The organism is Streptomyces sp. NPDC058880 (assembly GCF_042742535.1).
Taxonomy (GTDB): Bacteria; Actinomycetota; Actinomycetes; order Streptomycetales; family Streptomycetaceae; genus Streptomyces.
In genome coordinates this window covers 1-16211 of sequence record NZ_JBHYMC010000068.1, presented here as the reverse complement: position 1 = coordinate 16211, position 16211 = coordinate 1, and the positions used below count along the sequence as shown (strand labels likewise).

Genomic DNA, 16211 nt, shown 5'->3' with positions numbered 1-16211 from the left:
CGGCAGAACTACCTGGGAGCAATCCGCCACTTAGTCCTGATCGAGTACCGACAGCAGTTCGGCGTTGTAGAAGTCGTCGAGGGAAATGGCGCCCGACGTCGTCGAGAAGTACCGGTCGATCAGGTCCTGGTGACCGACCAGCTTCTTCAGCATGTCCGTGCGGCCCTCGGGCTTGAGCTCGGCCACGTTGAGCACGCCCTGGTAGAGGCTGAGGGCGCTGTTGCCCAGATAGTTCTCGTACTTGCGCAGTGCCGCCTTGACCGCGGCGTCGTCGTGCAGCTTGTCCCCGATGCCCTCGGTGACGAGCTGGGCCTGGATGAAGGCGTCGGTGATGCCGCGGGCGGTGATGGAGTCCTTGTGGTGCACCGCGTCACCGACGAGGACCCAGCCGGGACCGAAGGCCTTGCGGAAGTAGTTCTCCTGGTGGCCCGTGCCGTACATCTGCTCCGCGCGCTCGCCCTTCTGCATGCGCTCGTAGAGCGACGGCGCAGTGGTGCGGACGGCTTCGAGGTAGTGGGGCTCGACGTTCTTGCGGACCTCGTTGTACATGTCCTGCGGGAAGTACGTCATGATCAGCGTGAGGTCGTTGTTGGTGGGCAGCGCAGCCACCCAGCGACCCGGCCGCTCGTACAGCTCGAAGCCGGCGGGAACCCCGGCCCAGTAGCTGTAGTACACACAGGTCGCCCGGGCGTGCTCGACGACCTTCTCGGCGCCGACCTTGCGGGCCAGCAGCGAGCGCATGCCGTCCGCGCCGACGATAAGGCGCGCCCGCTCCTCGACCTCGTTGCCCTCGGACGTGGTGTACCGCACGCCCACCACGCGGTCGCCCTCGAACAGCACGTCGTTGACGGCGCAGCCCTCACGGAACTCCACGCCGGCCTCGACGGCCCCCTCGGCGAGGATCGGGTCGAGCACGAAGCGCCGCGGCGCGTACGTGGTGCGGTGGCCGTCGACCGGGAGGGAGAAGCCCTTGAGGGTGACCTCGGGGCCCTCGTAGCTCTCCTGGTTGATCGGCCGGCAGCCCGCTTCCACGAGCTTGTCGACCAGGCCCCACTTGTGGAGCAGCGCCATGCCCGGCTGGTGGATGTAGTGCGAGGACAGGGTGTCCTGCGGGAACCGGGCCTTCTCCAGGAGAAGGACGCGATATCCCTGCTTCGCGAACTGCATGGCCGTCGGCGAACCCGCACAACGGGCACCTATGACAATGACGTCGTACATGGCGCCTACGCCTCTCTTACCAGGTAGTTTTTGACACAGCGCGGCCCCGACCGGAAATCCATTGAAAATTGAGCGACGCGCCATCTGTACAGCGAATGGGAAAACCGCTGCCGAGTATGAATTTGATGCTAGTCGATCCGAACTGACGGAATGAATAGAACTAGCAGGGGAAACACACGCCGGGGCCGCGTCGTGTCTCGCCGGCGAGACACGACAGAGCAGAAATCAAGCGCGGCACTACCGGGTCACGGCACCCAGCGACTCGATGTACGCCGAGATCGACGCCACCGTCGAGTTGAGGAACATCTGGTCCATCGGGACCTCGACGCCCAGCTCGTCCATGAAGGCGCCCTGGATCCTGACCATGATCAGGGACTGGCCGCCCAGGGCGAAGAAATCGTCGTCGACCGATATGTCGTCGACCTGGAGTTCGCGGCACCAAATGGCGCGCACGCTGTCGGCAATCATCACAGCCCTCTCGGTTGTCATCGAAGTCCGCCGGCTATGCGGCGATGCCGCTTCCGGCGTTCCGGGTCCGGTACGCGTCGACCAGCGCGACGCGGTCGACCTTCCCGTGCGGGCTCAGCGGAAGCCCGGGGACGTTCACGAACCTGGCCGGCACCATGTTCCGCGGCAGCGTCTTCAGGAGGCCGCTGCGCAGGTCGTCCTCGGCGAGGTCGTCGCCCGCCGGGACGGTGAACGCGATCAGCTCGGCGTCGCCGGCCTCGGTGTACGTGATGGCCACGGCGGCCTCGCGGACCTCGGCCAGCCGGGCGAGCGCGCGCTCGACGTCGGTGGGGTCGATGCGCATGCCGCGCACCTTCACCTGAGCGTCGATCCGGCCGAGGACGATGAGCTCGCCGGCCTCGTTCACACGGCCGCGGTCGCCCGTTCGGTACACGCGCAGCGGCTCGCCGTCGACCTCGATGGTGGTGAACTTGGCGTTCTCGGAACCGTGGTTGAGGTAGCCGGCGCCGACGCTGGACCCGGCGATGCAGATCTCGCCCTGCTCCCCCGGCGCGACCCCGCGCAGGTCCTCGTCGACGAGGTGGATGTCGGTGTTGTAGGCCGGCTTGCCGACCGGCGGGACGTCGTGCTCGCCCGGCCGGTACGCGGCGAGGTCGTACGAGGTCGCGACGTCCGTGCACTCGGCGACGCCATACTGGTGCAGCAGGGTGCACGTGTTGCCCTCGCGCCGCGCCCAGTCGGTGAGCCGCTCGGCCTTCAGGGCCTCGCCGCCGAAGAGCACGTAGTCGAGCCTGGTGAGCGCGTCACCGCCGCGCGCGGCCTCCCAGTCCACCAGCAGGTACAGCGTGCTGGAGGCGCAGTGCACCACGCGGATGTCGCGCTCGGTCAGCATGCGGTAGGCCATCATGGCGTCGAAGTTCCGGGTCGCCATCAGGTTCTGGGTGGCGCCGCAGAACAGCGGCGTCATCAGGCTGCGCTGCGAGAGGTCGAACCCGAACGCGCTGACGACCAGGTGGTTCGAGCCGCTGTGCAGGCCGTACTCCAGCGTCAGCCAGTTCATCAGGTTGAACCAGCCCTCGTGCCGCACCGCGGTCAGCTTCGGCGTACCGGTCGAGCCGGACGTGAAGACCGCGTAGCAGACGTCGTCGCCGGTGACGGTCACGTCGGGAGCGGTCGACGGGAGGGCCTCCAGCCGGCCGGCGAGCTGATCCAGGTCGATGACGTCGACCTCCGCCGTCTCGACCATCGCGGCCGTCGCCGGGGAGGCCACGATCAGGGCGAGGTCGGGCACCTGGCCCAGCAGCAGTTGGAGGCGCGCCGACGGGTAGGCCGGGTCGAACGGTACGTAGGCTGCACCGGCCTTCAGCGTGCCGAGGATGGCGACGAGCATGTCGATCGAGTAGTCGAGACAGACGCCGACCTTGGCGCCCCGGCCGTGTCCACGCGCGGCGAGGAAGTGGGCGAAACCATTCGCCTTGGCGTCCAGCTCCGCGTACGTCAGCTGCCGGCCGGCCCAGAAGACGGCAACGGCGTCGGGGGTCGCCGCCACGTGCGACTCGAACTTCTTGTGGACGACGGGCGCCGAGGGCAGGGCCACCCGCTTTCCCTGAAGGATCATCAACTGACTCCGATGTGAGTGGTGTCCGGTCGGACGGGCCGCCGGGGCGGCACGGGAAGCGGGGGGTCGGCCCGCTGGTTCAGGCGGTGCGCCCGGGCGGTCGTCCGCCCGGCGGTCTCGCACCACGTGGTCTTCCGCTAGGCGGTCTTGCGCCCGGCGGTCTCCCGCTCGGCGGTTTCGAGCACCTGGGTCACCCACTTGTCGACGGGCAGGCCGTGCGCGGCAGCCGTTTGCGAGAGGTGCTCCAGCTGCATGGCGGACAGCTCGATGGTGAGCGTGGTGACCTTCTGCCGGCGCTTTTCGGCAGCTGCCGACTCGGCCAGCCGGGGCACGTCCTTGTTCTCGTCGGAGCCCGGGGGAATCTCGGCCGTGTCGCTCTGCACGGCCAGGCTGGCGCGGACCGACCTGCGGAGTTCGTTGCGCGACCACTTCTGCTGTTCGGCCTTGCGCAGCCAGTAGTCCTGCTCCGGCGGCGCCAGGCGGGCCACCTCGGCGTGGTGGGCGAAGCTGAGGCCGTCCCTCCTGCGGTGGTGGTCGAACCGCCGGGCCACCCAGGCGTAGTTGCGCAGGGTCTGGTAATCGAGCCCGGTGCGCTCGATCGCCTCCTTGTACCGCCGCCACCCGTAGGTGGCCTCCCCGTAGATGAGCCAGTCGGCGAGCCACCACGCGGAGGAGTTCACGAGCTCGCGCAGGTCGGTCCCGATCCGTTCCCAGGAGCGCTCCGGCAGGTTCTGGGGGAGGATCATCCCCGTCTTCTGCACCTTGGCGTGCGGGCCCACGAAGGACAGGACCACATCGCCTCGCGCAGGCCCACCGCCGGTGCCCCCCGGCCCCGCCTTGGACCTGCTCGCGGTCCTCACAGCGCCGCTCACAACCTTCATCTCCCCACTCAAAGTGTTTGCCCGGGCGTAAACCGATCACTCGACCGGGCCCGACCGAGCACCCGGACGGCGGTCACTGTCGTTCCACTTCGTCCGGCGTGCTCGGGTCCTGCGCGAGCGACGGCGGGACTCGGATGCGGCCCGCGAAGCCGTAGGGCCTCTCAGCCCGCGGCCATGGCCTCGCGCAGGCTCTTGGGGCGCAGGTCGGTCCAGTTCTGCTCGACGTACTCCAGGCACTCGGCCTTGCCTGCCTCACCGAAGGCCACCCGCCAGCCTGCGGGCACCTCGGTGAACACCGGCCACAGGGAGTGCTGCTCCTCGTCGTTGACCACCACGTAGAAGCGGCCGTTCTCGTCGTCGAAGGGGTTCGTGCTCAACTCGCACCGTCCTTAACTGTCATGGGGTGGCTCGGGATGGGGACGCGCCGGCCTGGTACGAGACGGTCGGCGGGACACTTCAGGCCGTCCCTCCGGACCTGCACCCCGCCGCGCCCCTCCGTACCCCACCGGATTCCTGGGAGCCCGGCCGCCGTACGTTCCCGCGCCGGGGGACGGTACGGGGGCGGGGGGGCCGGTGACAGTGCGCGGCCGTTGGGGCGGGGGGGACGGACCCGGCCTTCTGGGCCTGGCCGCGGTTGTCGTACGGGCTGGCCGACCGCGTTGCCGGTAGCCGACTCGCCCACTGTAGACAGGGCCCTTTTGAGACATGGTCAAGATCTACTTGAGGGGTGGACCGGGGCCTCGGCCCCGTGCCCGCGCCGCCTGAGGACCGCTTGAGGACCGCCACACCGGCGGCGGAGACGGCCTGGTGGCCACGCCCCGCCGGCCGGCCGCCGTCCTATGGTCGAAGGATGCGGGCCCGACCCAAGGGGAGAGAGATGTACAGCACCCGACCTGCCTTGCGCCTGTTCGTCCTGCACCATGCCGGGGGCTCACACACGCTGTACCGCCACTGGCCCGCGGGGCTGCCGGACACGTGGGACGTACGGCTCCTCGACGCCCCGGGCCACGGCTTCCTCCTCGAGCTGCCGCAGATCGCGGAGGCCGGCCGCCTCGCCGACTTCCTGCTGGACAGCATCGAGCCCGATCTGACGGGCCCCTACGCCCTGTTCGGGCACAGCATGGGCGCCCTCGTGGCGTACGAGATCACCCGGCGGGCCGTTGACCGGAGCCTGCCGCAGCCGGTGTGGATCGGTGTCTCCGCACGCTCCGCGCCGCAGCTGGCACAGCCACGGAACCCGTACCACGACCTGCCCGACGCCGAGCTGCGCATCCGGCTGAAGCAGCTCGGCGGCACGCCCGACGAGGTCTTCGACGACCCCGAACTGTGGGCCCTGTTCAACCCGGTGATCCGGGCCGACCTGGGCCTGGTGGAGAACTGGCACCCCGCATCCGACGCCGGTCCGCTGCCCGTGGCACTGTCCGCCTTCGCGGGAGCCGAGGACCACGCGTCCTCACCGCAGCGGATGGCCGGCTGGGCGGAGCACAGCGAGCACTTCCTGGGCCTGCGGATCTTCGACGGCGGTCACTTCTACTTCCAGGACGATCCCCGGCCGCTGCTGCGGCAGATCGAACGCGACGCGACCGCGGCGCTCGGCGCGGCGGGCGCGACGCGCTCCTCCTGAACCTTTGCCGACCCGTGTGAGGGGAAGAGATGCAGTTCCGCATTCTCGGTCTTGTGGAGGTCCAGGACGAACAGACCGGTCTGCGGATCCTTCCGACAGGCGCCAAACAGCGTGCGCTGCTGGGGGCACTGGTGGTGAAGGCCGGGCACAACGTGTCCGTGCAGCGGCTCATCGACGAGTTGTGGGGCGAACACCCGCCGGCCAACGCGGACAACGCGCTGCACGTCCACGTGGCCCGGCTGCGCCGGCTGCTGTCCGGCCTGAATGGCCGTGCCCCCGAGCAGCACGCACGGCACGCACCGCACTCGCAGCAACCGTGGATCGTGACCACCTCGCGCGGCTACACCCTGCAGCTCGCCCCGGTCGAAACGGACGCCGCGCACTTCCAGCACCTGACCGACCAGGCCCGCCGGGTCCTTCCCGGTGACCCCGGTCAGGCCGGTGAGCTGCTGCGCCGGGCGCTGTCGCTGTGGCGCGGCCCGGCACTGGAAGGCAGTGTGCTCGGCGGCATCTGCGCGGGCAAGGCGGCCCAGCTGGAGGAGCACCGCCTGACGGCCCTGGAGATGATGTACGGCGCGTACCTGCGCACCGGGCGCCACTGCGAGATCACCGGCGAGCTGATGGAGCTCACCAACGACCACCCCATGCGGGAGGGGTTCTACCATCTGTTGATGGTCGCCCTCTACCGCTGCGGCCGGCAGGCGGAGGCGCTGCGCGCGTACGAACGGGCGCGCAACCGCATTGTGCGCGAACTCGGTGTCGAGCCGGGCCCCGCCCTGCGCGCCCTGATGGAGGCGATCCTCCACCACGACCCGGCCCTCGCCACGTGGCCGGGCCTGCACCCGGCCCACCCGGCCCGGGCCGCCGGGGCGCCGCCGGCGGAGCCGGACGCGGCGGCCGACGACGCGACGCTCCCCCTCTTCGAGGCGATCGCCCGCCTGCACCACCGCATCGAGCGGCTGCAGGAGGAGCAGGAGCGACTGCTGGGCCGCTTCAACGAGCTGACGGCGGGCACCGCACAGCGGGTACCCGCCGGGTCCGTGCACGCCTGAGACCGCTCGTGCACGGACGCGGTGTCAGGCCACGAGCACCTCGTCGAGGACCTCGGACAGGGCCGCCCGGAAGCGGTCGAGGAAGGTGTCCACCTCACGGTCCGACACGTTCAGCGGCGGGGCGAGCCGGATGACGTCCGGCATCACCGCGTTCACCAGCAGACCCTGGTCCTGGGCCGCCTGCTGTACGCGCGCCGCGAGCTCTCCATCGAGAACGACGCCCAGCAGCAGGCCGGAGCCGCGGACCTCGCGCACCAGGGGGTGGTCCAGGCTCTCCAGGCCGCGCCGCAGCTGTTCCCCCGTCCAGGTCACGTGGTCGAGGATGCCGGTCCGGTCGATGGTGTCCAGTACGGCGAGGGCGCCCGCGCACACCACGGGGTTGCCACCGAAGGTGGAGCCGTGCGCGCCGGGTCCGAGCAGCTGCGCGGCCGCGCCGAAGGCGAGTGTCGCGCCGATGGGCAGGCCGCCGCCGAGGCCCTTGGCGAGGGTGACGACGTCCGCCTCGACGCCTTCCGCCTCAGCCGCGAACCAGCGGCCCGTGCGCCCGATGCCGGTCTGGATCTCGTCCATGACGAGGAGGGTCCCGGTCGCCGCGGTGATCTCGCGGGCGGCCTGCAGGTAGCCGGGCGGGGGCACGACCACGCCGTTCTCCCCCTGCACGGGCTCCAGCACCAGCAGCGCGGTGTCCGTGGTGACGGCGGTGCGCAGGGCCTCGGCGCTCCCGTACGGCACGTGGGTGACGTTGCCCGGCAGCGGCTCGAAGGGGCGCTGCTTGGCGGGCTGGCCGGTGAGGGCCAGAGCCCCCATGGTGCGGCCGTGGAAGCCGCCGGCGGCCGACACCATGCGCGTGCGGCCGGTCAGCCTGCCGATCTTGAAGGCCGCCTCGTTAGCCTCGGCGCCGGAGTTGGAGAAGTAGACGCGGCCCCGGCGCCCGGTGAGCCCGAGCAGCCGCTCGGCGAGGTGCACGGTCGGTTCGGCCATGAACAGGTTCGAGACGTGTCCGAGCGAGGCGACCTGCTCGGAGACGGCCCGGACGACCGCGGGGTGCGCGTGACCGAGCGAGTTGACCGCGATGCCGCCGACGAAGTCGAGGTACTCGTTCCCCTCCGCGTCCCAGACCCGGGTGCCCAGGCCCCGGACCAGGGGCAGCCGGGGGGTGCCGAAGTTGTCCATCATGGCGCCCTGCCAGCGGCGGGTCAGCGTCGCGTTGCCCGCCCCGGTGATGTCCGCGCCGTCGCTCATGCCGTCGCTCCCTGGAAGCTCACGTCGTCGTCCGGCACGACCACCGTGCCGGCGCCTTCATCGGTGAAGATCTGCATCAGGATGGAGTGCTTGACCCGGCCGTCGATGACGCGGGCGGTGGGCACCCCGTTGTTGACGGCGTGCAGGCAGCCTTCCATTTTGGGGATCATCCCGGAGGCCAGTCGGGGCAGCATCTCGGCCAGTTCGCCGGCGGTCAGCCGGGAGATCACCTCGTCGCTGTGCGGCCAGTTCGCGTACAGGCCCTCGACGTCGGTCAGGATCAGCAGCGACTCGGCGCCGAGCGCGGCGGCGAGGGCCGCGGCGGCGGTGTCGGCGTTGACGTTGAACACGCCGCCCCCGGCGGCGTCCTTCTCGTCCTCGGGCCGGGCGATGGAGGAGATGACGGGGATACGTCCGTTGTCGATGAGGGCCTGCACGACCCCGGCGTCGACGTGGGCGACCTCGCCGACGCGGCCGATGTCCACGGGCTTGCCGTCGACGTCCGCGTAGTGCTTGGTGGCGGTCATCAGGCGGGCGTCCTCGCCCGTCATGCCCACCGCGTGCGGGCCGTGCTGGTTGAGCAGCCCGACGAGCTCGCGCTGTACCTGCCCGGCGAGGACCATGCGGACGACGTCCATGGTCTCGTCGGTGGTGACCCGCAGCCCGCCCTCGAACCGGGACACCAGGCCCAGGTTCCGCAGCTGTGCGCTGATCTGCGGGCCGCCGCCGTGCACCACGACGGGGTTCAGGCCGGCGTGCCGCAGGAAGAGGATGTCCTGGGCGAAGGCCGCCTTCAGCTCGTCGTCGACCATGGCGTTGCCGCCGAACTTGATCACGACGGTCTTGCCGTGGTGGCGCGCGATCCAGGGCAGCGCCTCGATGAGGGCGTGTGCCTTGGGCAGGACCGCGCGCTCGCCGAAGCGGTCGGGGCCGGACGACGGGGAGGCCGGCCGGTCGGCCGGAGAGGCGCTCACGAGGCGTACTCGCTGTTCTCGTGGACGTAGTCGGCGGTGAGGTCGTTGGCCCAGATGACGGCGGAGTCCGTGCCCGCGGCGAGGTCCACGGTGATCCCGACTTCGCGGCCGGTCATGTCCACCAGCGTGCGGTCCTCGCCCACCGATCCGTTCTTGCAGACCCACACGTCGTTGATGGCGACGTTGATCTGTTCGGGTTCGAAGGCGGCGGAGGTGGTGCCGATGGCGGACAGGACGCGGCCCCAGTTGGGGTCCTCGCCGTGGACGGCGCACTTGAGGAGGTTGTTGCGGGCGATGGAGCGGCCCACCTCGACGGCGTCGTCCTCGCTCGCGGCGCCCACGACCTCGATCCGGATCTCCTTGCTGGCGCCCTCGGCGTCCCCGATGAGCTGCCGGGCCAGGTCGGCGCAGACCGCACGGACGGCCTCGGTGAACTCCTTGTACGCGGGCACGTGGCCGGAGGCGCCGGAGGCGAGCAGCAGCACGGTGTCGTTGGTGGACATGCAGCCGTCGGAGTCGACCCGGTCGAAGGTGGTGCGGGTCGCGGCCCGCAGCGCCGTGTCGAGGGCCGCACCGTCGACGTCGGCGTCGGTGGTGAGGACGACGAGCATGGTGGCCAGGCCCGGGGCGAGCATGCCCGCGCCCTTGGCCATGCCGCCGACGGTCCACCCGCCCTGCGTGACCGTGGCCGTCTTGTGCACGGTGTCGGTGGTCTTGATGGCGATCGCGGCGGCTTCCCCGCCGTCGGCTGAGAGCGCCCCGGCGGCCGTCTCGATGCCCGGCAGCAACCTGTCCATCGGCAGGAGTACGCCGATCAGGCCGGTGGAGGCGACCGCGATCCCGTCGGCGTCGTGCTCGGCGCCGAGGACCGCGGCCGTCTTCTCGGCGGTGGCGTGGGTGTCCTGGAAGCCCTTGGGGCCGGTGCACGCGTTGGCGCCGCCCGAGTTGAGGACCACCGCGGAGACCGTGCCGCCGCGCAGGACCTGCTCGGACCAGCGCACGGGGGCGGCCTTGACGCGGTTGGAGGTGAAGACGCCCGCCGCGGCCAGGCGCGGACCGCTGTTGACCACGAGGGCCAGGTCCGGGTTGCCGTTCTCCTTGATGCCGGCCGCGATGCCCGCAGCCGTGAATCCCTGTGCAGCCGTAACGCTCACGGTGCGACTCCGATCGTGGAAAGCCCCAGTCCCCTCAGGGAGGCCGAGGGCCGTGTTCATGCTCTGGATGGCCCCGCCCGCGGTGCCCTTGGTGAGGTTGTCGATGGCGCTGATCGCGATGATCCGGCCGACCGCCGGGTCGAGGGCCACCTGGACCTGCGCGGCGTTCGATCCGTACACGGCCGCGGTGCCGGGCCACTGTGCCTCGGGCAGCAGCCGCACGAACGGCTCGTCGCCCAGCGCCTTCTCGTACGCGGCCCGCACCTCGTTCTCGCCGCCCCCGGGCCGCGCCGCGGCTGAGCAGGTGGCGAGGACGCCGCGCGGCATGGGGGCCAGGGTCGGAGTGAAGGAGACGGCGACCCGGCGAGCCGCCACGGCGCTGAGCTGCTGCACCATCTCGGGGGTGTGCCGGTGGCCGCTGCCCACGCCGTACGGCCGCATGGAGCCCATGACCTCGCTGCCGAACAGGTTCGTCCTGGGTGCCTTGCCGGCGCCGGACGTGCCCGATGCCGCGACGACCACCGCTTCGGGTTCGGCCAGGCCCGCCGCGTAAGCGGGAAACAGGGCCCGCAGGACCGCGGTCGGGTAGCAGCCCGGCACCGCGATGCGCCTGGAGCCGGCCGGCGCGGGCCGGTTGCCGGGCAGTTCGGGCAGGCCGTAGGGCCAGGTGCCCGCGTGCGGCGAGCCGTAGAACGTCTCCCAGTCGGCGGCGTCCGCGAGGCGGAAGTCGGCGCCGCAGTCGATGACGAGCGTTTCGTCCCCCAACTGCTCCGCAACCGCGGCGGACTGGCCGTGCGGCAGGGCGACGAAGACGACGTCGTGCCACTTGAGGACGTCGGCGGTGGTGGGGCGTACCTCGCGATCGGCCAGCGGAGTCAGGCGCGGCTGCAGTGTGCCGAGACGCTGTCCCACGCTGGAGTGCCCGGTCAGGGCACCGATCTCCACTTCGGGGTGGGCCAGGAGCAGACGGAGGAGTTCGCCCCCCGCAGATCCACTCGCTCCGGCCACGGCTGCTCGCACTGTCATAGGTTCTCCCGGTTAACAGACATGTCGTTCCAACGTGGTCCGGGCCCTGTCGTCCATCGCATGCGCCATGGACGTGACGACCTCCAATGCGGCTGTGGACCTGGCCGGCGACCCGTGCCGTTGGACGTCGCGGTCGGGGAGGGGCGTTCTCGTGCCCTGCCTCAGCGTGCGCTGGACGGCGTGGGGCAGTACTCGGCCATCAGAATGGGGAAGACGGTCTCTGCTCCCCAGCTGCTGTTGTAGTTGACCGTGAGCTGGTGGCCGCCGTCCTCGGTGACGGTGGACAGGGTGACCCAGCCCGCCGAAATTCCGTCGTGGTACCAGATGGTGGCGCCGCATGGCATCGTGAGCCGCTCGATGTCGAGCCCGTAGGACGAGCCCGGGAAGACGGGGTTGTCGATGGTCGTCTTCAACGCCTTCAGCTGCTCCGGCGGCAGCAGCTTCCCGCTCATGAGGGCCTGGTAGAAGCGGTTCAGATCGCCCGCGCTGGAGATGACGTCGCCGTTGCCCCAGTCGTGCGACCCGTTCATCTCGGTGACGTCGTCGATCCGGTCCGGCTGCGTGCCGAAGAGCTTCGCGTAGCCGCGGCTGCTCGGCTGCGGCAGGCGGGACCTGTTGCCGGGGTTGGACGTCGCCGTGAGCCCGAGCGGCTTGATGATGCGCTTGCGCACCTCGTCCTCGTACCGCTTGCCGCCGACCTTCTCGATGACCAGAGCGGCCAGGACGTCGTTGGTGTTGGAAAACCAGTGCCGGGCACCAGGCTTGGACAGCGGCTCGTGGGAGAGGGCCACCTTCACGCGCTGCTCGGGCGTCAGGGTGTCGTACCGGTGCTGGAGGTAGCCGTCGCCCGTCAGGTACGTCTCCTCGTACGCCTTGTCGGTGACGAAGTCGGACAGGCCGCTGGTGTGGTTGAGAAGCTGCCGCACGGTGATCTCGCGGCCGTCGTTGCCGTTGCCCGTGACCAGGCCGGGCAGGTGGCGCTCCACGCTGTCGTCGAGGCTGAGCTTCTTCTCCGCCTCCATCTGGAGGAGGACCGTCGCCACGAAGGTGTTGGTGATGCTGCCGGTCCGGAACCGGTCGTTCTTTCCGCGCGGCGCGCCCGTCTTCAGGTTGCCCACGCCCGCTGCCGACTTCCAGACGCCATTGGCGTCCCGTACTTCGGCGACGACGCCCGGGACTCCGGCCTTGACGGCCGCGTCGATGGCGCTCTGCGTCGCCTGGTGGCCGGCCGCCGTGGGAGCCGTGTCCCCCGACGCCTGGGCGGGACCCGCGAAGGCGGTGGCCCAGATCGCTACCGCCGCCAGACCGGCCACGCCGGCCCTTGCTCTCTTCCGAATCGTCATTGCCCCGCTCCTGAAAGTCGTCCGTACCTGGCTGATTTCATGCTGTGCAGTCCGTCGGCGGCAGACTAAATCACCCGAGTTCGGCACGGGTAGCTTGTTTCAGCAATAGCGCGGACGACAACGGCGTACACGGCGCCGCCTATCCCTTTTCCTTCGCAGGCACATCCCGCCTGAACCTGGATTCCTCTCCCGCAATCCATGCCGACCGGAATCGGGAAAAGGAAGTCTCCTTGTGCACCGGCCCAAACCGGTGAATGCGCAAGGGGCCGGGCGCCCGGCGTACGGCGCCCCCGGCGCCCGGACGGCGTCCCGTCGACGGGACAGCCCCCGGGCGGTCACCCGGGGCGATCACGCACCCGGCCGCCGGGACCTCACCGAGGAGGCCACCGCACGATCGCCGCCGTGCCGTGGAAACGTTCGCCGCGTTCGCCGCGCAGTCGTTCGAACGTCACTCAGGCGCCGCTCCAGCCCCCCTCGCGAGACTTCCGGACGGTTATGTACGCCCTTTCCCATGGAGGCATGATGGCAGGTCAGGCCGGTCAAACCGCAGGGTCGCGTGGCGGCTCGGCAACCGCTCTCCCGCAGCCCCCACCGCGGCAGCCGCGCACTGCGGGGGCCGCGCCGCGCCGTGGCCAGGTGCTGACGACCAAGGTGGGCCTGCAGATGCCGTCCGGGATGGCCTACGACGAGTGGGAGCGGGCCGGGCGCCAGCTCGCCGACGTCCTCGACTCGTCCTCCTGGTGGCTGGGCGACTGGCTCGTGTACGGCAAGGACCACTACACCGACCGGTACCAGCGCGGGATCCGCGCCGTCGGCCTCTCGTACCAGACCCTGCGCAACTACGCATGGGTCTCACGGCGTTTCGCCCCCACCCGGCGCCGGCCCGCCCTGAGCTTCCAGCACCACGCCGAGCTGGCCTCCATGCCGGTCGAGGAGCAGGACCTCTGGCTCGACCGCGCCGAGCAGCGGCAGTGGACCACCAAGCAGCTGCGCGACGCCACCCGCGCCGCACGCCGGAGCGAGCCGCAGCCGCTCACCCCTGCCGAACCGATCCGCCGCCTGGAGGTCCCCGGCAACCGCGTCCAGTGGTGGCACAGGGCCGCCGAGCAGCTGGGCGTCGACTTCGAGCAGTGGGTGATGGCCACACTGGACAGCGCGGCCGCGAGCGCCCTGGAAGAGAGCGCGCGGCCCGAGGGCCTCGCCGTGCAGACCCGGCCGGTGGCCATCAGCGCCTGAGTCCCGGCGGCGAGGCCCCAGTCACCTCACGGCAGCCGGCTCATCAGCCCTGCGGTCTCGCGCTTGTACGTGCACGCGCTCTCCCCGAACGACTCCCGCACCCGGTCGCGCACCTCGCCCGGCTGCTCCTGGCTGAGCTTGAACATGCCCTCGGCCCCAGTCACCGTGAACCGGAAGGCCCCGACGCCGGGCGCGATCTTGCGGAAGTAGTCGAGCGACCCGGTCATGTCCCAGCCGTTGCCGAACTCCCCCTCGAAGGCGCGCACCGTGGACTGCACCACGCCCAGCGTCTCCTCCATCGAGTCGACCTTCTCCACCACGCCCCGGACGTGGACCGAGGTGAAGTTCCAGGTCGGGGCGGCCGGGGTCTTCCGGTACACCGTCGGCGACACGTAGGAATGCGGGCCGGTGAACGTCAGCAGCAGGGCACCGCCGTCTTCCAGCGCCGCCCAGTGCGGGTTCGCCCGGTTCATGTGTCCGAGCAGCGTGGCCCCCGGCAGCTCGCCGGACCAGTCGCCCGAGGTCTCAGGGTCGAAGATGACCGGGAGGTGCGTGGCGAACGGACCGTCCTGCGGAGTGCCATTGGCCACCGCAAGCGCCAATGGATTACCACGGATCAGGTCAACCATCCACGAACTGTCCGGTTCGCGGTAAAAGCTGGGAACGAACATCCGGATTCGACCTTTCGACAATCGGCTCAGAGCGTGGCTCTGGCTCAGCGCATGACTGGCTTCATTACTCCGGACACACACGCAACCGACCTCGCCACGCAGGGTTTATGAAGATATGTGGCGACCATACCGCTGTCCCGTCGACGGGACAACGCTTCGCAATATCGAGCGCCCCGAGAAGCCGTCAAACGGCCTTCATAGCGCATTCAAGTTGCCTTGAGGCACTCTCCGCAGGAACACTTCACAACGGTCTCTCGGGCCACCGGCCGAGTTTTCCAGACGCAAGCGGGAGAATTTTCTATGGGCATAACGGGTAGGCACAACCAAGAGATCTACGACGTGGTGGGTATCGGGTTCGGCCCGTCCAACATGTCGCTCGCGATCGCCTTGGAGGAGCACGGGGCGAGCGATCCGCAGCACCCGGTCAAATCTCATTTCTTCGAGCGGCAGCCCGCCTTCGGCTGGCACCGGAACATGCTGCTGCCGTCGGCGACCATGCAGATTTCATTCCTGAAGGACCTGGTGACCTTCCGGAATCCGATGTCCCGGTTCAGTTTCGTCTCGTTCCTGCACGCCTCGAACAGGCTGGTGCAGTTCGTGAACAACCAGGACTTCTTCCCGACCCGGCAGGAATTCCACCAGTACCTGGAGTGGGCGGCCGCCGGCCTCCAGGACCGGGTCACGTACGGCGCCGAGGTCACCTCGATCCGGCCCGTCATCGGGGCCGGGGCCCGGACGCCCGACCTCCTCGAGATCGAGGTGCGCGACAGCGACGGCACCACCCGTGTCGTCACCGCACGCAACGTGGCCATCTCGACCGGCCTCGTGCCGCGCCTGCCGGACGGCATGAAGGCCGACGAGCGGGTGTGGCACAGCTCGGAGTTCCTGAGCAGGTTCAACCAGCAGGACCCCCAAAGCCTCAGAAGCGTGGCGGTGGTCGGCGCCGGCCAGAGCGCGGCCGAGATCACCCGGTTCTTCCACGACTCGCTCCCGCACGCCGAGGTCTCCGCGATCATCCCGTCCTACGGGTATTCCGTGGCCGACGACACCCCCTTCGCCAACCAGGTGTTCGACCCCGGCGCGGTCGACGAGTACTACTTCGGCACCGAGCGGGCGCAGGACGCGTTCTGGCGCTACCACCGCAACACCAACTACTCGGTGGTCGACGGCGACGTCATCCGGGCCCTGTACCAGCGTTCGTACGACGAGCAGGTGCGCGGCAGCCGGCGGCTGCACTTCCGCAACCTCACCCGGGTCATCGAGGTCAAGCGCGCCGGCAGCGAGACGCAGGTGGTCCTGCGCTCGCTGCTCGACGACCGGACGGATGAGCTGGCCGTCGACGCGCTGGTGTTCGCCACAGGCTACGCGGGTCTGGACCCGGCCCGCCTGCTCGGCGACTTCGACCGGCACTTCCAGCGCGACGCGGCGGGCAGGCACCGGGTGGAGCGCGACTACCGCCTCATCCCCGCATCGGATCTGAACTGCGGCGTCTACGTCCAGGGCGGCACCGAGCACACCCACGGTCTGTCGTCGGCCCTGCTGTCGAACATCGCGGTGCGCAGCGGCGAGATCGCCGACTCGATCGTGCTGCGGCGCACGGAGCAGGAGATGGACAGCACCTTCCCCGTGGCGGAAGCATCCACGGCCGCCTGAGGCGGGCACGCCATGGGGTGGGCCCCGGTGCTGCAGTCGCAGCACCCTGTC

Annotated in this window: 14 protein-coding genes and 1 pseudogene; 4 read left to right on the top strand and 11 right to left on the bottom strand. The window is 70.1% G+C overall.

What is annotated here, in order from left to right:
- Positions 1 to 30 precede the first annotated feature (30 nt).
- The 5 genes from ACFW2G_RS28110 to ACFW2G_RS28090 all read right to left on the bottom strand — a co-directional run bounded on the left by ACFW2G_RS28110 (position 31) and on the right by ACFW2G_RS28090 (position 4562).
- A complete protein-coding gene (locus ACFW2G_RS28110) occupies positions 31 to 1218 on the bottom strand; it encodes an NAD(P)/FAD-dependent oxidoreductase (RefSeq protein ID WP_384584881.1) in 1188 nt (395 codons plus the stop codon).
- 237 nt (positions 1219 to 1455) lie between these two features.
- On the bottom strand, positions 1456 to 1686 hold the full coding sequence (locus tag ACFW2G_RS28105) for an acyl carrier protein (RefSeq protein ID WP_384681091.1): 231 nt from the start codon (positions 1684 to 1686) through the stop codon (positions 1456 to 1458).
- 34 nt (positions 1687 to 1720) lie between these two features.
- Complete coding sequence (locus tag ACFW2G_RS28100) at positions 1721 to 3304, bottom strand: amino acid adenylation domain-containing protein (RefSeq protein ID WP_384584875.1); 1584 nt, start codon at positions 3302 to 3304, stop codon at positions 1721 to 1723.
- Between the two features lie 137 nt (positions 3305 to 3441).
- Positions 3442 to 4050 (bottom strand): LmbU family transcriptional regulator, encoded by a 609-nt coding sequence (locus ACFW2G_RS28095; RefSeq protein ID WP_384584872.1) that lies wholly within the window; start codon positions 4048 to 4050, stop codon positions 3442 to 3444.
- A gap of 296 nt (positions 4051 to 4346) precedes the next feature.
- Positions 4347 to 4562: an MbtH family protein gene (locus tag ACFW2G_RS28090; RefSeq protein WP_384584869.1), complete on the bottom strand. Its 216-nt coding sequence runs from the start codon at positions 4560 to 4562 to the stop codon at positions 4347 to 4349.
- A gap of 500 nt (positions 4563 to 5062) precedes the next feature.
- On the opposite strand from ACFW2G_RS28090, the gene ACFW2G_RS28085 reads away from it, so the two are divergent.
- Positions 5063 to 5809: a thioesterase II family protein gene (locus ACFW2G_RS28085; RefSeq protein ID WP_384584867.1), complete on the top strand. Its 747-nt coding sequence runs from the start codon at positions 5063 to 5065 to the stop codon at positions 5807 to 5809.
- A 29-nt stretch (positions 5810 to 5838) separates the two neighbouring features.
- On the top strand, positions 5839 to 6861 hold the full coding sequence (locus tag ACFW2G_RS28080; protein ID WP_384584864.1) for a BTAD domain-containing putative transcriptional regulator: 1023 nt from the start codon (positions 5839 to 5841) through the stop codon (positions 6859 to 6861).
- A 24-nt stretch (positions 6862 to 6885) separates the two neighbouring features.
- On the opposite strand, the gene ACFW2G_RS28075 is transcribed toward ACFW2G_RS28080, so the two are convergent.
- The 5 genes and pseudogenes from ACFW2G_RS28075 to ACFW2G_RS28055 all read right to left on the bottom strand — a co-directional run bounded on the left by ACFW2G_RS28075 (position 6886) and on the right by ACFW2G_RS28055 (position 12600).
- The gene (locus ACFW2G_RS28075; RefSeq protein WP_384584861.1) at positions 6886 to 8103 is read right to left on the bottom strand and encodes an acetylornithine transaminase; all 1218 of its coding nucleotides are present in this window, start codon (positions 8101 to 8103) and stop codon (positions 6886 to 6888) included.
- Positions 8100 to 9077, bottom strand: coding sequence for an acetylglutamate kinase (gene argB / locus ACFW2G_RS28070; RefSeq protein ID WP_384584858.1), 978 nt, complete (start codon positions 9075 to 9077; stop codon positions 8100 to 8102). Before argB ends, ACFW2G_RS28075 begins: the two co-directional genes overlap by 4 nt.
- The gene (gene argJ / locus ACFW2G_RS28065) at positions 9074 to 10231 is read right to left on the bottom strand and encodes a bifunctional glutamate N-acetyltransferase/amino-acid acetyltransferase ArgJ (protein WP_384584855.1); all 1158 of its coding nucleotides are present in this window, start codon (positions 10229 to 10231) and stop codon (positions 9074 to 9076) included. The genes argB and argJ overlap by 4 nt, the downstream gene beginning before the upstream one ends.
- Positions 10228 to 11257: pseudogene (gene argC, locus ACFW2G_RS28060) on the bottom strand (N-acetyl-gamma-glutamyl-phosphate reductase). The gene argJ and the pseudogene argC overlap by 4 nt, the downstream one beginning before the upstream one ends.
- 161 nt (positions 11258 to 11418) lie before the next feature.
- Positions 11419 to 12600: a serine hydrolase domain-containing protein gene (locus ACFW2G_RS28055; protein ID WP_384584852.1), complete on the bottom strand. Its 1182-nt coding sequence runs from the start codon at positions 12598 to 12600 to the stop codon at positions 11419 to 11421.
- A 636-nt stretch (positions 12601 to 13236) separates the two neighbouring features.
- Between ACFW2G_RS28055 and ACFW2G_RS28050 the strand changes: the two genes are divergently transcribed.
- On the top strand, positions 13237 to 13836 hold the full coding sequence (locus ACFW2G_RS28050; protein WP_384584849.1) for an LmbU family transcriptional regulator: 600 nt from the start codon (positions 13237 to 13239) through the stop codon (positions 13834 to 13836).
- 26 nt (positions 13837 to 13862) lie between these two features.
- Here the strand turns inward: ACFW2G_RS28050 and ACFW2G_RS28045 are convergent, their stop codons facing one another.
- Positions 13863 to 14507, bottom strand: a complete 645-nt coding sequence (locus ACFW2G_RS28045; RefSeq protein ID WP_384584846.1) for an FMN-binding negative transcriptional regulator — start codon at positions 14505 to 14507, stop codon at positions 13863 to 13865.
- A 300-nt stretch (positions 14508 to 14807) separates the two neighbouring features.
- On the opposite strand from ACFW2G_RS28045, the gene ACFW2G_RS28040 reads away from it, so the two are divergent.
- A complete protein-coding gene (locus ACFW2G_RS28040) occupies positions 14808 to 16160 on the top strand; it encodes a lysine N(6)-hydroxylase/L-ornithine N(5)-oxygenase family protein (RefSeq protein WP_384584843.1) in 1353 nt (450 codons plus the stop codon).
- Positions 16161 to 16211 lie beyond the last annotated feature (51 nt).

Bases quoted from the DNA above. Each gene is read 5' to 3' on its own strand.
- ACFW2G_RS28110 (WP_384584881.1), bottom strand. From the start codon at position 1,218: ATGTACGACGTCATTGTCATAGGTGCCCGTTGTGCGGGTTCGCCGACG.
- ACFW2G_RS28105 (WP_384681091.1), bottom strand. From the start codon at position 1,686: ATGATTGCCGACAGCGTGCGCGCCATTTGGTGCCGCGAACTCCAGGTC.
- ACFW2G_RS28100 (WP_384584875.1), bottom strand. From the start codon at position 3,304: ATGATCCTTCAGGGAAAGCGGGTGGCCCTGCCCTCGGCGCCCGTCGTC.
- ACFW2G_RS28095 (WP_384584872.1), bottom strand. From the start codon at position 4,050: ATGATCCTCCCCCAGAACCTGCCGGAGCGCTCCTGGGAACGGATCGGG.
- ACFW2G_RS28085 (WP_384584867.1), top strand. From the start codon at position 5,063: ATGTACAGCACCCGACCTGCCTTGCGCCTGTTCGTCCTGCACCATGCC.
- ACFW2G_RS28080 (WP_384584864.1), top strand. From the start codon at position 5,839: ATGCAGTTCCGCATTCTCGGTCTTGTGGAGGTCCAGGACGAACAGACC.
- ACFW2G_RS28075 (WP_384584861.1), bottom strand. From the start codon at position 8,103: ATGAGCGACGGCGCGGACATCACCGGGGCGGGCAACGCGACGCTGACC.
- ACFW2G_RS28055 (WP_384584852.1), bottom strand. From the start codon at position 12,600: ATGACGATTCGGAAGAGAGCAAGGGCCGGCGTGGCCGGTCTGGCGGCG.
- ACFW2G_RS28045 (WP_384584846.1), bottom strand. From the start codon at position 14,507: ATGTTCGTTCCCAGCTTTTACCGCGAACCGGACAGTTCGTGGATGGTT.
- ACFW2G_RS28040 (WP_384584843.1), top strand. From the start codon at position 14,808: ATGGGCATAACGGGTAGGCACAACCAAGAGATCTACGACGTGGTGGGT.